General features: G+C 72.2%; 15 protein-coding genes. 8 read left to right on the forward strand and 7 right to left on the reverse strand.

Features of this window, described 5'->3' with window-relative positions; translation table 11 throughout:
* Positions 1-122: 122 nt before the first annotated feature.
* The 3 genes from J2S42_RS24925 to J2S42_RS24935 all read left to right on the forward strand — a co-directional run bounded on the left by J2S42_RS24925 (position 123) and on the right by J2S42_RS24935 (position 3,393).
* Positions 123-1,487 carry a cellulase family glycosylhydrolase gene (locus J2S42_RS24925; protein ID WP_307242815.1) on the forward strand — a complete coding sequence of 455 codons (1,365 nt, stop codon included), beginning with the start codon at positions 123-125 and terminating at the stop codon, positions 1,485-1,487.
* 154 nt (positions 1,488-1,641) lie between these two features.
* Entirely contained in the window at positions 1,642-2,901 is a 1,260-nt protein-coding gene (locus J2S42_RS24930) for a S1C family serine protease (RefSeq protein WP_370879245.1), read from the forward strand.
* A gap of 72 nt (positions 2,902-2,973) precedes the next feature.
* Positions 2,974-3,393 carry a twin-arginine translocase TatA/TatE family subunit gene (locus tag J2S42_RS24935; protein WP_307242817.1) on the forward strand — a complete coding sequence of 140 codons (420 nt, stop codon included), beginning with the start codon at positions 2,974-2,976 and terminating at the stop codon, positions 3,391-3,393.
* Positions 3,394-3,461: 68 nt separating this feature from the next.
* Here the strand turns inward: J2S42_RS24935 and J2S42_RS24940 are convergent, their stop codons facing one another.
* From J2S42_RS24940 to J2S42_RS24950, 3 genes are all read right to left on the reverse strand, one after another.
* Positions 3,462-4,607 carry an Mrp/NBP35 family ATP-binding protein gene (locus J2S42_RS24940; protein ID WP_307242819.1) on the reverse strand — a complete coding sequence of 382 codons (1,146 nt, stop codon included), beginning with the start codon at positions 4,605-4,607 and terminating at the stop codon, positions 3,462-3,464.
* Positions 4,608-4,832: 225 nt separating this feature from the next.
* Complete coding sequence (locus J2S42_RS24945; RefSeq protein ID WP_307242822.1) at positions 4,833-5,477, reverse strand: DUF1003 domain-containing protein; 645 nt, start codon at positions 5,475-5,477, stop codon at positions 4,833-4,835.
* Positions 5,458-6,744, reverse strand: coding sequence for a magnesium transporter MgtE N-terminal domain-containing protein (locus tag J2S42_RS24950; protein ID WP_307242824.1), 1,287 nt, complete (start codon positions 6,742-6,744; stop codon positions 5,458-5,460). The genes J2S42_RS24945 and J2S42_RS24950 overlap by 20 nt, the downstream gene beginning before the upstream one ends.
* 66 nt (positions 6,745-6,810) lie before the next feature.
* Between J2S42_RS24950 and J2S42_RS24955 the strand changes: the two genes are divergently transcribed.
* Positions 6,811-7,689, forward strand: a complete 879-nt coding sequence (locus J2S42_RS24955) for a PhzF family phenazine biosynthesis protein (RefSeq protein WP_307242826.1) — start codon at positions 6,811-6,813, stop codon at positions 7,687-7,689.
* Between the two features lie 519 nt (positions 7,690-8,208).
* Here the strand turns inward: J2S42_RS24955 and J2S42_RS24960 are convergent.
* Entirely contained in the window at positions 8,209-8,709 is a 501-nt protein-coding gene (locus J2S42_RS24960; protein ID WP_307242827.1) for a hypothetical protein, read from the reverse strand.
* Between the two features lie 10 nt (positions 8,710-8,719).
* Positions 8,720-9,418: an HAD family hydrolase gene (locus tag J2S42_RS24965; RefSeq protein ID WP_307242829.1), complete on the reverse strand. Its 699-nt coding sequence runs from the start codon at positions 9,416-9,418 to the stop codon at positions 8,720-8,722.
* 141 nt (positions 9,419-9,559) lie between these two features.
* Here J2S42_RS24965 and J2S42_RS24970 point away from each other — a divergent pair, with 141 nt between their 5' ends.
* Genes J2S42_RS24970 through J2S42_RS24980 form a run of 3 tightly spaced genes read left to right on the forward strand, consistent with a single transcriptional unit; the run spans position 9,560 to position 12,043 of the window.
* Positions 9,560-10,516 (forward strand): DMT family transporter, encoded by a 957-nt coding sequence (locus J2S42_RS24970; protein ID WP_307242830.1) that lies wholly within the window; start codon positions 9,560-9,562, stop codon positions 10,514-10,516.
* Between the two features lie 28 nt (positions 10,517-10,544).
* Complete coding sequence (locus J2S42_RS24975) at positions 10,545-11,054, forward strand: hypothetical protein (protein WP_307242832.1); 510 nt, start codon at positions 10,545-10,547, stop codon at positions 11,052-11,054.
* A gap of 32 nt (positions 11,055-11,086) precedes the next feature.
* Entirely contained in the window at positions 11,087-12,043 is a 957-nt protein-coding gene (locus tag J2S42_RS24980; protein WP_307242834.1) for an HpcH/HpaI aldolase/citrate lyase family protein, read from the forward strand.
* On the opposite strand, the gene J2S42_RS24985 is transcribed toward J2S42_RS24980, so the two are convergent.
* Both J2S42_RS24985 and J2S42_RS24990 read right to left on the reverse strand, forming a co-directional pair.
* Positions 12,044-12,358, reverse strand: a complete 315-nt coding sequence (locus J2S42_RS24985) for a DUF4190 domain-containing protein (RefSeq protein WP_307242836.1) — start codon at positions 12,356-12,358, stop codon at positions 12,044-12,046.
* Positions 12,359-12,370: 12 nt separating this feature from the next.
* The gene (locus tag J2S42_RS24990; protein WP_307242838.1) at positions 12,371-12,916 is read right to left on the reverse strand and encodes a DUF4190 domain-containing protein; all 546 of its coding nucleotides are present in this window, start codon (positions 12,914-12,916) and stop codon (positions 12,371-12,373) included.
* Between the two features lie 110 nt (positions 12,917-13,026).
* Here J2S42_RS24990 and J2S42_RS24995 point away from each other — a divergent pair, with 110 nt between their 5' ends.
* Positions 13,027-13,842, forward strand: coding sequence for an SDR family NAD(P)-dependent oxidoreductase (locus tag J2S42_RS24995; protein WP_307242840.1), 816 nt, complete (start codon positions 13,027-13,029; stop codon positions 13,840-13,842).
* The last annotated feature ends 12 nt before the right edge of the window (positions 13,843-13,854 follow it).

The following is a 13,854-nucleotide window of genomic DNA, read 5'->3' on the forward strand; positions in this document are numbered from 1 at the left end:
TGACGAGGCCCGGTTGCGACCGGCAAGGCATTTATCTACGCTGATGCCCGACACCCTGGGAGCCGGGTGGCCAGTCGCTTGGGCAGCGACCCTTAACCGTTTCAGCTCCCTTGAGGTGGGTCATGAGGAAAAGACTGAGTGTGGTCGGCGCTACACTGCTCGCGCTGGTCGTCTCCATGGTGGTCTTCACGGTTCCGGCGCACGCGGCCGCCGGTTTCACGGTCAGTGGCGGCCGGCTGCTCGACGCCAACGGCAACGCGTTCGTGATGCGCGGCATCAACCACGCGCACACCTGGTACCCGGCGCAGACCGGTTCGTTCGCGAACATCAAGGCGACCGGCGCCAACACGGTACGGGTGGTGCTGGCCAGCGGTCAGCGCTGGACCAGGAACGAGGCGTCCGACGTCGCCGGCGTGATCGGCTTGTGCAGGGCGAACAGGCTGATCTGCGTGCTGGAGGCGCACGACACCACCGGGTACGGCGAGCAGGCCGGCGCGGCCACGCTGGCCCAGGCGGTCGACTACTGGATCAGCGTGCAGAGCGCATTGACCGGTCAGGAGCGCTACGTCATCCTGAACATCGGCAACGAGCCGTACGGCAACCAGAACTACCAGACCTGGGCCGCGGACACCGCCACCGCGATCCAGCGGCTGCGCACGGCCGGCTTCGACCACACGATCATGGTGGACGCGCCCAACTGGGGTCAGGACTGGACGTTCACCATGCGGGACAACGCGGCCACGGTGTTCACCGCGGACCCGGACCGGAACACGGTGTTCTCCATCCACATGTACGGCGTCTTCGACACGGCCGCCGAGGTCACCGACTACCTGGGCCGGTTCGTCAGCGCCGGGCTGCCGATCGTGGTCGGCGAGTTCGGTGACATGCACTCGGACGGCAACCCGGACGAGGACGCGATCATGGCCACCGCGCAGGCGCAGCGGATCGGCTACCTGGGCTGGTCATGGAGTGGCAACGGCGGCGGCGTCGAGTACCTGGACATCGTGCAGAACTTCAACCCGGCGAGCCTGAGCACCTGGGGCCAGCGGCTGATCAACGGGCCGGACGGGATCCGGGCCACGTCCGTCGAGGCGTCCGTCTACGGCGGCGGCACCGGCAGCCCGACGCCGACCCGGACGGCCGGCCCCACGCCGACCGGCAGCCCGGCGCCGTCACCGACCGGCGGCACCGCCGGCTGCACCGCGACGTACACGGTCGGCAGCCAGTGGAGCGGCGGCTTCCAGGGCGACGTCAAGGTCTCCGCCGGCCGTGCGATCGACGGCTGGACCGTCACCTGGACGTTCGGCTCCGGCCAGGCCGTGTCGAACGCCTGGAACGCCACGGTGACGTCCAGTGGCTCCACGGTCACGGCGAAGAACGTCTCGTACAACGGGAAGCTCTCCGCCGGCGGCAGCACGAGCTTCGGCTTCCTCGGCTCGTGGACCGGGAGCAACCCGGTGCCGGCAGTGACCTGCACCGCCTCGTAACGCCTGGTCAGCCAGGCCGTGCGACGCTGGGGAGCCGTCCGGGCGGCGGCTCCCCGTTTCGCGTCCGCGCGAGCGTGCGGAACGAGCTATGAGTGACCGCGCGGGATCCGTGTAATCCTGGACGGGTAGTTCCGGCGAGATACGGAGGCACCACGTGACCGACGGCGGGATCCCGCCCCAGCCGGGCGATCGCGGCACCTTGGCCCCGCCCGGTTCCGCGTGGTGGTCCGACGCCATGTCCGATCCCTGGCGTAACCCCTACACGCAGGCGGCCGTCGTGCTCCCGGCCGAACCGCCCGGTGACGGCGACCCCGAGCCGGTCACCGACCCGGATGCGCCACGCGCCCGGGTCTGGCGTCCCGTCGTGCTGCTGTGCGTGATCAGCGCGGTGCTGGCGGGCACGCTCGGCGGCGCGGTCGGCTATGCGATGGCGGTGCGCGGCGGCGTCGCGGGCGGTGGACTCGCGGCCGGCGCGGGCGCGCTCGACCCGCCGGCCGCCGCGGTGCGCCCGCCGGAGTCGCTGGCCGGCGTGGCGGAACGGGTCAGCCCGAGCGTGGTCACGATCCGGGTCAGCGGCCCGCAGGGCGGTGTCGGTTCCGGCTTCGTGGTCAGCCAGGACGGCTACGTGATCACCAACCATCACGTGGTCGAGGGCGCCGCACGGACCGCGCTGGCCGTGGTCTTCGCGGACGGCACCGCGACACCGGCCACGCTGGTCGGCCAGGACCCGGAGTCGGATCTCGCGGTGCTGAAGGTGGAGAAGGAGGGCCTGATCGCGGTCGACCTCGGCGACTCCGACGCGGTCGCGGTCGGCGACCCGCTGCTGGCGTTCGGCTCGCCGCTGGCGCTGGCGAACACGGTCACCCAGGGCATCGTCAGCGCGCTGGACCGGACCATCCAGTCCGACCAGAGCGGGCAGGTGCGCTACTACGCGGCGATCCAGACCGATGCCGCGATCAACCAGGGCAACTCCGGCGGCCCGCTGGTCGACGCGGCCGGCCGGGTGGTCGGCGTGAACGCGGTGATCAAGTCGGTGACCGGTGACCAGCAGACCGCCGGGAACATCGGCATCGCCTTCGCCATCCCAATCAACCAGGCGAAACGCGTCAGCCAGGAGATCATCGCGACCGGCAAGGCGCGGCGCACCGTGATCGGCGCCGAGGTCGGCAACGCGTCCGCCGGGCTGACCGGCGGCGTGCGGCTGGAGACGGTCCAGGCGAACGGGCCGGCTTCCGCGGCCGGGCTGCGCGCCGGTGACGTGGTCACCCGCCTCGACCACCACCCGCTCAACGACGCCATCGACCTGGTGGCGCTGGTCCGCAAGTTCGCGCCCGGCTCGGTCGTCACGGTGGAGTACCGTCGCGGCTCGACCGCGCAGACCGCCTCGGTGACCTTGGCCGCTGACGCGCAATGAACCTTCGCCGGCCCCTGCCGTTGGGGCCGGCGCGTGCGTACAGTTGCCGGGGATGGTCGTGTAGGAGGCACTGTGTTCGAGAACCTGAACTGGTGGGAGATCGGCGGGCTCATCCTGCTCGCGCTGCTGATCTTCGGTGATCGCCTGCCGCAGGTGATCCAGGACGGCCTGCGCATGATCCGCAACCTGCGCAACATGGCACGGGACGCCACCGGCGACCTGAGCCGTGAGCTCGGCACCGACATCCAGCTCGAGGATCTGCACCCCAAGGCCTTCATCCGCAAGCACATCCTCAGCGAGGAGGACGAGGCCGCGCTGCGCAACCCGATCCAGGGCCTGGTCGAGTCGGTGAAGAAGGACGTCACCGGCATCAACGACGAGCTCAAGGACGTCGCCGCCGCCGTCGACCCGCGCCGCCCCGACCCGGCCCCCGCGGTTCCGGCGGCCACCCCGGCCAACAAGCCGGCCGCGTTCGACCTCGACGCCACCTAGGAACAAGGACCACAGAAAAAGCACCGGCGGGTACGTACCCGCCGGTGCTTTTTCTGTGATCGAAGAGGTCAGCGGCCGCTCGGCGTCAGGCCCAGCGGCTTGCCGAGCAGCGACTCCCGGCGCACCGCGAGCTTCGCCGCGACGGCCTGCAGCGCGGCGGCGGCCGGTGCGTCCGGCGCGGAGACGACGATCGGAGCGCCACTGTCCCCGGCCTCGCGCACGCGCGTGTCCAGCGGGATCTGGCCGAGCAGCGGCACCTGCGCGCCGACCGTCCGGGTCAGCGACTCGGCCACGGCCGCGCCGCCACCGGAGCCGAAGATCTCCATCCGCTCGCCGGTCGGCAGCTCCAGCCAGGACATGTTCTCCACCACGCCGACCAGCCGCTGGTGGGTCTGCAGCGCGATCGCGCCGGCCCGCTCCGCCACCTCTGCGGCCGCGGTCTGCGGCGTGGTGACGACCAGGATCTCCGCGTTCGGCAGCAGCTGGGCGAGCGAGATCGCCACGTCGCCGGTGCCCGGCGGCAGGTCGAGCAGCAGCACGTCCAGATCGCCCCAGTAGACGTCGGCGAGGAACTGCTCCAGCGCGCGGTGCAGCATCGGCCCGCGCCAGACCACGGCCGCGTTCCCGGCCGTGAACATGCCGATTGAGATGACCTTCACTCCGTGCGCCTGCGGCGGCATGATCATGTCTTCGACGCGGGTCGGCTTGCCGTCCGCGCCGAGCATGCGCGGCACCGAGTGCCCGTAGATGTCCGCGTCGATCACGCCCACGCTCAGGCCCTTGGCGGCGAGCGCGGCGGCCAGGTTGACCGTGACGCTGGACTTGCCGACACCGCCCTTGCCGCTGGCCACCGCGTAGACGCGGGTGCGCGAGCCGGGCTGCGCGAACGGGATGACCGCCTGCTGCTGGCCACCGGCGCCGCGCAGCTTCTGCTGGAGCTCCTGGCGCTGCTCGGTGCTCATCACGCCGAAGTCGATCGCGACGGACGTCACGCCCGGCACCGCGCCGACCGCGGTGGTGATGTCGCTGGTCAGCTTGTCCCGCAGTGGACAGCCGGAGACGGTGAGCAGGATGCCCACCCGGACCTGGCCGGAGCCGTCGATCTCCAGCGAGCCGACCATGCCGAGGTCGGTGATCGGACGGCGGATCTCCGGATCGTCGACCGTGGCCAGCGCTGCCCGGACGGCGTCTTCGACGGTGGTGACTGCAGACATGTCGCCAATGCTACGTCCCGGTCACGCGCACCCGACCGGCCGCCGGTCCGAGACGTTGCTTACGCACCGAATCAGACATTCTAGTGCGATAAGCCGATAAATGGTCCTTGTTCCCGATTATCCGGATCCGGACTGGACGAGTGCGTGGCCGGGGTGTCACGATCACAGAGTCGGCCGCGCGCCCAGCCCCTTGGGGCGCGCGGCTCAACACCGTCCTGACCTGCGTCAGAGTGGTTCCACGTGCTCCGGGTCATATGCGTCGGCGTCGATTGGTTCGTCCAGCTTGGCCGGCTTGCGCTGCTTCGCCGCCTTCTTCTCCGCCTTGTCGGCCGCCCGGTCGTTCGCCCGGTCGTAGGCCTTCTCGGCCGCCTTCTCCGCCCGCCGCTGCCGCCGGTTCGCCTGCTCGTCCAGCTCCTCGGCCAGCCGGGCGAGCTCGGACCGGACGAAGTCGCGGGTGGTCACGTCGCCCAGCGCGACCCGCAGCGACGCGATCTCACGCGCCAGGTATTCGGTGTCCGCCTTCTGCATCACGGCCCGGCGCCGGTCCTCCTCGGCCGCGATCCGGTCCCGGTCCGCCTGCCGGTTCTGCGCCAGCAGGATCAGCGGCGCCGCGTAGGACGCCTGCAACGACAAGATCAAGGTCAGGAACGTGAACGTGTACGGGTCGAACCGCAGCGACGGCGGGGCCAGCACGTTCCACGCGATCCAGAGCAGGATCACGATGGTCATGTAGACCAGGAACTTCGCGGTCCCCATGTACCGCGCGATGCTCTCCGACCACTGCCCGAACGCCTCCGGGTCGAACTTCGGCAGCCGGATCCGCCCCGGCTCCTGCGGCTGGTCGAGCCGGTCACGCCGTCTCTCGGCCACCGTCGCCTCCCGTCACGCCCTGGGCCGGACCGGTCTCGCGCTCACGCCAGTCCCGCGGCAGCGAGTGGTCCAGCACGTCGTCGACCGTGATCGCCCCGACCAGCCGCTGCTGCTCGTCCACCACGGGCATCGCGACCAGGTCGTACGTCGCCATCCGCCGGGTCACCTCGGACAGCGCGCTCTCCGGGCTCAGCGGCGCGATGTCGTTGTCCACCACCCCGCCCAGGATCCGCGACGGCGGCTCGCGCAGCAGCCGCTGGAAGAACACCACGCCCAGGTACTTCCCGGTCGGCGTCGCCATCGGGCCGCGCGTGACGAACACCTGCGCCGCGATCGCCGGGGACAGCTCCGGCTCCCGGATCCGGGCCAGCGCCTCCGCGACCGTGGCGTCCGGCGGCATGATCACCGGCTCGGACGTCATCACCGCACCGGCCGTGCCCTCGCCGTACGCCATCAGCTGCCGGACCGGGTCGGCCTCGCCCGGCTCCATCAGGTCCAGCAGTTCCTCCTGCTCCGGCGGCGGCAGCTCGGCCAGCAGGTCGGCCGCGTCGTCCGGATCCATCTCCTCCAGGATGTGCGCCGCCCGCTCCCGGTCCAGCGCGGACACGATCTCCACCTGGTCGTGCTCGGGCAGCTCACCGAGCACGTCCGCGAGCCGCTCGTCGTCCAGCGCGGCCGCGACCTCGTTACGCCGGGTGTCCGGCAGATCCTGCAGCGCGTTCGCCAGGTCGGCCGGGCGCATCTTCTCCAGCATCGCCAGCATGGTCGCGGTCGCGTGCGCGCCGCTCTGCGGGATCAGGCCGCGTACGTCGTCCCAGTCGACCTGCTCCAGGTGGATGCGGCGGGCCAGCCGGATCGTCTGGTCCCGCACCGCCACCCGGCTCAGCGTCCACTCGCCCAGCCGGTTCGCGTCCATCGCCACGTCCACCACGACCGCGTGCCGGCCCTCCGGCGCGATCGTCACCGGGCGGCCCAGCAGCTCGCGCAGGATCAGCAGCTCGCTCGCCCGCTTCTCGAACCGGCGCAGATTCAGCGTGCCGGTGCCGAGCAGCACGCTGTCGGTGTCGATGCCGGTGATCCGGCTGATCGGCAGGAAGATCCGGCGGCGCACCGGCACCTCGGCGACCAGGCCGACCACCTGAGGCGGGCGGACCGAGGTGCGCAGCCGGGCGACCACGTCCCGGACCCGGCCGACCGGGTCACCGTTCGGATCGAAGACGGGAAGGCCGCCCAGCCGAGCCAGGTACACCCGCGTCGCCGTCGTCACGCCCACAGCCTAATGAAAGGTGCGCCGCACGGCGCGCCGGTGATCGAAACGCCTTAGCGTCAGCCTATGACGACAGTGCCGTACGAGATCGTGGACGTCTTCACCGACCGCCCGTTTGCCGGCAACCCGCTCGCCGTGGTCTTCGATGCCGAGCTGCTCGGCACCGCGCAGATGGCCGCGCTGGCCCGCGAGTTCAACCTGTCCGAGACGGTCTTCGTGCTGCCGCCGTCCGCGGCGGCACCGGAGGCGACGTACCGTGCCCGGATCTTCACCCCCGCGTCCGAGCTGCCGTTCGCCGGTCACCCGAGCGTGGGTGCCGCGGTCACCGTGACGCGCCGCGGCCTGGCCGCCCCCGGCACGCTCCGCCAGGAGTGCGGCGCCGGCGTGCTGCCGATCGAGGTGACCGCACACGGTGAGGCCCGGCTGACCGGCGGCACCCCGACGCTCGGCGCGGACCGCGACCCGGCGCCACTGCTGGAGATCGCCGGCCTGTCCGCCGCCGACCTGGCCGGGCCGGCACCACGACCGGCCGGTTGCGGCCTGGAACACCTCTACCTGGCCGTACGCCCGGACGCGGTGTCCCGGGCCACGCTGGACGCGGCCGCCGCCGCCCGGCACGGCGTGCCGAAGCAGACCGTGTTCGCCTGGAACGCCGCCACGCACACCGCGCACCTGCGGATGTTCGCACCCGGCGTCGGCGTCGCCGAGGACCCGGCGACCGGCTCCGCCGCGCTCGGCCTGGGCGTCTGGCTCACCGGCGCCGGCCTCCTTCCCGCCGACGGCACCACCGCCTACACGATCCATCAGGGCGCCGAGATCCACCGTCCGTCCACGCTGGACTGCACGGTCACCGCCGCCGCCGGCACCGCCGTCTCCGCCACGGTCGCCGGCCACGTCGTCGAGATCGCCAACGGCAAGATCGCCGTCCCGCCCTTCGTGGGCTGACCACCTCGCTTTGCTCTGCTTACCTACGCGATGCCGCCCGATTCGGAGCGATTTACCGGTCCGGCGAATTGCCGCTTTTGGTCAGGTAAGCAGAGCAAAAGCGCGTCGGTGCGGCATCCGGAGATGCCGCGCGATGCCGCCGGAAAATACGGAATATGAGCGATTTGCGGCGGTGGATTCGCGGCTTTTGGTGATGTAAGCAGAGCAAAGGCGGGTGGGTGACGATCACCGCGGCCTGACCGGGCGCTGGCGTGGATCATCGCCGGCCGGCCGGGCGGTGACGTGGGGGCACCGCGGCCTGACCGGGCAAGGCGTGGAGCGCCGCCGGCCGGCCGGGCGGTGACGTGGACATCGAGGTCTGGCCGGGTCGGGCGTGGAGTATCTGCAGACCGGCCGGGCGGTGGCGTGGAGCGTCGCGGTCTGGCCGGGCAAGGCGTGGAGGTTCGTGGACCGGGCAGGGGGTGACTCGGGCACGGCGGCGCGGCCGGGCCGGGGCCAGCGGGGCGGGGCGGGCCGGGGTCAGGGACGGCGGCCGCGGACGCGGTGGAGGCGGAAGGGCTTGCGGGCGGGGCGGGATGCGGGGGAGTCGCGGGGTGGGGCTGCCTGGGAGCCGGCGGGCAGTGCGGTGCCGGTGGCGGGGGTGCTGCCGGCCGGGGTGAGGCGGGTGATCACGCACTCCGTGGACCAGCGGGCCACCAGGTCCGCGGTGGAGGCGGGGGCGTTCAGGCGCTTGCCGGCCAGCTGGGTGGCGATCTCGGTCCAGTGCTCGTCGGTGGGGGAGAGCCGGGAGACGGTGGCGTCCCAGGCGACCACGGCGCCGCCGTGGTCGCCGCGCAGCGTCACCCGGGCGGTGGAGGCGTCCGCGAGGCCGGGGGCGGCCTGCTCGCCGGGGCCGCTGACCACGTGCAGCGCGCCGTCGACGGGCAGGCACCAGAGCGCGGTCGCGGGTTGCCCGCCGGCCGAGACCCACGCCACGGATGCCTTGCGGATCGCCTCGCCGACCAGCGGATGAGCAGCCATGAAGGACACTCTATGCGGGCTGGAGCACCCGGTCGACCAGCGCGATCGTGTCGGAGAGCCGGGTGATGTCCGAGCCGGACCAGGTGGTGTCCGGGTTGAACGTGAGGTGGCCGTCCAGGTCAGGGGCGCGCAGCCGGACCGCGGTCATGCCGACCGCCTCGGCGCCGCTGAGCTCGCGGCTGCCGCCGTCGCCGACGTAGAGGCACTCCTCGGGGCGCGCGCCGACCCGCGCGGCCGCGGACAGGAACATGCCGGGGTCGGGCTTGCAGATGCCCATCTCGACGGAGAGCACCCGCGCGTCCAGCAGGTGGTGGACCTCCAGCCGGGGCAGCACGTCGGGCAGTTCGTGCGTGCAGTCGCTGACCACGGCGGTGCGCAGGCCGCGTCGGCGCAGCGCGTGCAGCGTGGGCACGGCGTCCGGGCGCAGCGTGGTGTCCGCGTGGATGGCCTCGCGGCGGGCGTCGACGGCGGCGCGCAGCGTACGGTCGCCGGGGTGTGCGCCGGCCTCGGCCGCGACCCGGCGCAGCGTGTCCGCCGCGTCGCCGTAGAGGCCGCGGGCGCGCGCGTGGTAGGTGCGGTCGAGCACCTCGACCAGCGTCGCCGGGTCGCAGCCGAGCATGCGCGCTATGCCCGCGTGGGCGGGACCGCGGCGGACCGCCCGGGTCAGGGTTCCGAAGAAGTCGAACAGCACCGCACGGTATGCGGGCATAGTTGATCAATCCTCCCCAAACGGCATGAAAGAGCGAGTGCTCGATGTCAGAGCGTAGCCGTTCGATGACATTCCGTCCGTGGAAGATTCACCACTCGTAGCTGAATGGGTGCAAGAAGCGACGTGTAAGGATGAACCACCGTGAGCTCAACCGATCAACCGAAACACCCCGGCTCACACCCCGGTGCGGGCACCGTTTCCGCACTTGCGGTCGCGGTAGTCGCGATCACCACGTCGTCGCCGCTGATCGCGTTCGCGGCCGCGCCCGGACTCGCGATCGCGTTCTGGCGCAACGCGCTCGCTGTGGGCGTTCTCACGCCGGTGGCGATCGTCCGGCGCCGTGCCGAGTTCCGCGCGCTCGCCGGGCCGTACCGTCGTCAGTTGCTGTTCTGTGTGTTGTCCGGAGTGGCGCTGGCGGCGCACTTCGCGGCCTGGGTGCCGAGCATCAAGCTCACCTCGGTGGCGGCCGCGACCGCGCTGGTCTGCACACAGCCGGTCTGGCAGGGCTTGATCGCGCTCGGCCAGGGCCGGCGCCTGCCGTGGGTGACCTGGGCCGGCATCGGCGTCGCGGTGGCCGGTGCGGCGGCCGCGACCGGCGCGGACCTGGGCGTCTCCGGCGAGGCGGTGCTCGGGGACCTGCTGGCGATCGCCGGTGGAGTCTTCGCGGCCGTCTACACCGCGCTCGGTGAGCGGGCCCGCAGCACGCTCAGCACCACCACGTACACCACGGTCTGCTACGGCGTCTGTGCGCTGGTCCTGCTGGCCGCGTGCCTGACCGTGGGGGTGGATCTCGGTGGCTATCCGGGCAGCACCTGGCTGGCGATCCTCGGGCTGGCCGCGGGTGCGCAGCTGCTCGGGCACTCGATGTTCAACTTCGCGCTGCGCCGGGTCTCCGCGACCACGGTCAGCATCCTGATCCTGCTGGAGGTCCCGGGTGCCGCGCTGCTCGCCTGGGCCTGGCTCGGTCAGGCACCCCCGGCGGCCACGCTGCCCGGCGTACTGCTGGTGGTGATCGGCGTGGCGGTCGTCGTGCTCGGCGGCGCCAGAGCCGGCCGACGTACGGTAGCGCTGACCACATCGACGGATGCCGAGGCCTGAGGTCGCGGCGGGACGAGCGGAGGCGCGCATGGCGGAGTGGCGGACCGAGGGGTGCGGTGTGCGGCGGGCGCCGGAGCGGGTCGAGGCGGTGACCGGCGCGATGCTGGTGACCCCGGCGGACCTGGCGACCGTGCTGGCCCGGGTCGAGTCGGCCGGCCGGGCACGGTTCCCGGACAGTTTCGCCGGTCTGGAGGTGGACCAGGCCGCGGTGCGCGGCATCGTCTACCGGGTGCCGTCCGCGGACTTCGACGCGTTCCTGCGCGCCGAGGGCGCGGAGGTGTGCCTGGAGGTGCGCGACGCCCGGCACGACCTGCGCACGCTGCTGACGCTGCAGGAGCGGATCGTCGCCGACCTCGGCCACTGGCGCGCGGCCGGCATCGAGATCGGCGTGGTCGGCTGCCGGCACGACGGCACCGGCGTCGAGGTCAGCACCCGGCAGGTGGCACAAGCAGAAGATCAATTGCCTCGCCGGTACGGCCGGGAGGTGCCGGTCCTCGTCCGTGACGAGGCCCCGCCGCGCCCGTTGACCGGTCAGTGAGTCCGGCCGTTCCGCCGTTCGAAGGAGTGTCCATGACCGTCCCCGGCCGTCCCCGCCGCTCGTGCCTCGCGGTACCCGGATCGAGCACCAAGATGCTCGGCAAGGCCCAGGGTCTCCCCGCCGACCAGGTCTTCCTCGACCTGGAGGACGCGGTGGCGCCGCTGGCCAAGGCGGACGCGCGGAAGAACGTGGTCGCCGCGCTGACCGAGGGCGACTGGGCCGGCAAGACGCGCGCGGTCCGGGTCAACGACCTGACCACCCAGTGGACGTACCGGGACGTGGTGGACGTGGTAGAGGGCGCCGGCCCGCACCTCGACTGCGTCATGCTGCCCAAGGTGCGCGACGCGAGTCACGTGCGGTGGCTGGACCTGACGCTCGGCCAGATCGAACGCGCGCTCGGCCTGGAGGAGGGCCGGATCGGCATCGAGGCCCAGATCGAGAACGCGGCCGGCCTGGTGCACGTGGACGCGATCGCGGGCGCGTCACCCCGGCTGGAGACGATCATCTTCGGCCCGGCCGACTTCATGGCCAGCATCGGCATGCGGTCGCTGGCGGTCGGCGGCCTGATCCCGGGCTACCCCGGCGACCCGTACCACTACGTGCTGATGCGCCTGCTGATGGCCGCGCGCACGCATGACCTGCAGGCGATCGACGGCCCGTTCCTGCAGATCCGGGACGTGGCCGGGTTCCGCGAGGCGGCCACCCGGTCGGCCGCGCTCGGCTTCGACGGCAAATGGGTGCTGCACCCGGGCCAGATCGAGGCGGCGAACGAGGTCTACGCGCCGTCCCAGGAGGACTACGACCACGCCGAGCTGATCCTGGACGCGTACGCGTACGCCACGTCCGACGCGGGCGGGCGGGCCGGCGCCGTGCTGCTCGGCGACGAGATGATCGACGAGGCGTCGCGCAAGATGGCGCTGGTCGTCTCCGCGAAGGGCCGGGCCGCCGGGATGGCCCGGACCTCCGCGTTCACGCCACCGGAGAACTGATCACGGCGAGGTGGGCGCGTTGAGGATGAACGCGCCGAAGATGACGAAGTAACCGACCACGAACAGCAGCGACAGCACGACCAGCGCGAGCGACACCCAGCCGAGGATGATCCCGGCCAGGGCCATCCCGTCGCCCTCCTCGCCGCTGCCGCGGATCTCGTTGCGCGCCCGGTTGCCGCAGATGATCGCGCCGATACCGACCAGCTGGCAGGTGAACAGCGACGCGATACCCATGATCAGCGCCGCGATCGCCATCGAGTTGGTCGGCCGCCGCGGCGGCATCTGCGGCGGGTACGCGTACTTCGGATCCGTCACGGCGAGGCCTTCCTAGTAGTAGGGACCGCCGGTGCCGGTGCCACCGGGGTCCGTCGTGTCGGCGGTGCTCCAGGCGAAGACGACGACCACGACGACGAACGCGATGATCAGCAGGCCGATCCCGGTGACGATCCAGCCGGTGATGATGCCGGCCAGGGCCATGCCGTCACCGTCGTCGCCGTTCGTCCGGATCTGCCGCCGGGCCACGTGCCCGAGGATCGCCCCGATCGCGGCCGGTATCGCGCCGGCGCCGTAGCAGGCCAGCGAGAACGCGCCGATGACGGAGACGACCAGCGAGGCGATCGCCATGCCGTTCGTCTTCCGCGGCGTGCCCCAGCCGCCGTACTCGTAGCCGGGGACCGGATAGCCGGTCGCGTACGGGTAACCCGCGTCCTTGCCCGCCGGGTAGGCCGCCGGCTGCGGATACGCTCCCGCGGGGTCGGGGACCGGGGGATAGCCGGGCATGGCGGGCCCGGAGACCGGCGGCTGGCTGGCCGGCGGATAGGCCGGGTACGCCGGATCGCTCCAGCCCTCCGGCTGCTGCGGCGGATATGTCATTCGCGATCTCCGTAATGGCGCGGGTACGCCATGAGGGTAGACGGCCCGCGCTCGCGGCGCCGCGCCCCCGGTCGTTGCCCCGTTCGCGGTGACCGGGCAGGATTTCGGCTATGACACCCGACTCCGATCCAGTGCCCGCCGACCTCCCCTCGCTCGAGTCGACCACGCTGCGCCTGGACGGCCGCGTCGCGCTCGTCACCGGCGCGGGCAGCCCGGACGGCATCGGCTACGCCACCGCCCGCCGGTTGCGGGACCTGGGCGCCAAGGTCGCGATCGTCTCCACCACCCGCCGCATCCACGAGCGCGCGGACGAGCTGTCGGTCACCGGCTTCGTCGCGGACCTGACCGACGAGTCCGAGGTCGGCGCGCTCGCCGACGCGGTCGCGGACACGCTCGGCGACGTGGACGTGCTGGTCAACAACGCCGGCCTGACCAGCCGGGCGTCGCCGGAGGTGCTGCGGCCGGTCGCCCAGCTCACCTACGAGGAGTGGCGCACCGAGATCGACCGCAACCTGAGCACCGCGTTCCTGTGCAGCCGCGCGTTCGTCGGCGGCATGGCCGAGCGCGGCTGGGGCCGGATCGTGAATCTTGCCGCGACCACCGGCCCGGTCAACGCGCTGCCGACCGAGGCGGCGTACGCGGCCGCGAAGGCGGGCGTGGTCGGCCTGACCCGCGCGCTGGCGATGGAGGTGGTGGCGGACGGCGTGAACGTCAACGCGGTCGCGCCCGGCACCATCTACACGGCCGCGTCCACGGTCGCGGAGCTGAAGCAGGGTCTGGACACGCCGATGCGCCGGCCCGGCACGCCAGAGGAGGTGGCGGCCGCGATCACGTTCCTCTGCTCACCGGCGGCCTCCTACATCACCGGCCAGATGCTGGTGGTGGACGGCGGCAACAGCGTCCGCGAGTCGCAGTACAACCGCTGACTACGTGCACCC

Origin of the sequence: Catenuloplanes indicus (genome assembly GCF_030813715.1) — a bacterium.
In the GTDB taxonomy this organism is placed as follows: domain Bacteria; phylum Actinomycetota; class Actinomycetes; order Mycobacteriales; family Micromonosporaceae; genus Catenuloplanes; species Catenuloplanes indicus.

Coding starts and splice junctions, on each gene's coding strand:
- J2S42_RS24925 (WP_307242815.1), top strand. CDS start 123: ATGAGGAAAAGACTGAGTGTGGTCGGCGCTACACTGCTCGCGCTGGTC.
- J2S42_RS24940 (WP_307242819.1), bottom strand. CDS start 4,607: ATGTCTGCAGTCACCACCGTCGAAGACGCCGTCCGGGCAGCGCTGGCC.
- J2S42_RS24955 (WP_307242826.1), top strand. CDS start 6,811: ATGACGACAGTGCCGTACGAGATCGTGGACGTCTTCACCGACCGCCCG.
- J2S42_RS24960 (WP_307242827.1), bottom strand. CDS start 8,709: ATGGCTGCTCATCCGCTGGTCGGCGAGGCGATCCGCAAGGCATCCGTG.
- J2S42_RS24965 (WP_307242829.1), bottom strand. CDS start 9,418: ATGCCCGCATACCGTGCGGTGCTGTTCGACTTCTTCGGAACCCTGACC.
- J2S42_RS24975 (WP_307242832.1), top strand. CDS start 10,545: ATGGCGGAGTGGCGGACCGAGGGGTGCGGTGTGCGGCGGGCGCCGGAG.
- J2S42_RS24980 (WP_307242834.1), top strand. CDS start 11,087: ATGACCGTCCCCGGCCGTCCCCGCCGCTCGTGCCTCGCGGTACCCGGA.
- J2S42_RS24990 (WP_307242838.1), bottom strand. CDS start 12,916: ATGACATATCCGCCGCAGCAGCCGGAGGGCTGGAGCGATCCGGCGTAC.
- J2S42_RS24995 (WP_307242840.1), top strand. CDS start 13,027: ATGACACCCGACTCCGATCCAGTGCCCGCCGACCTCCCCTCGCTCGAG.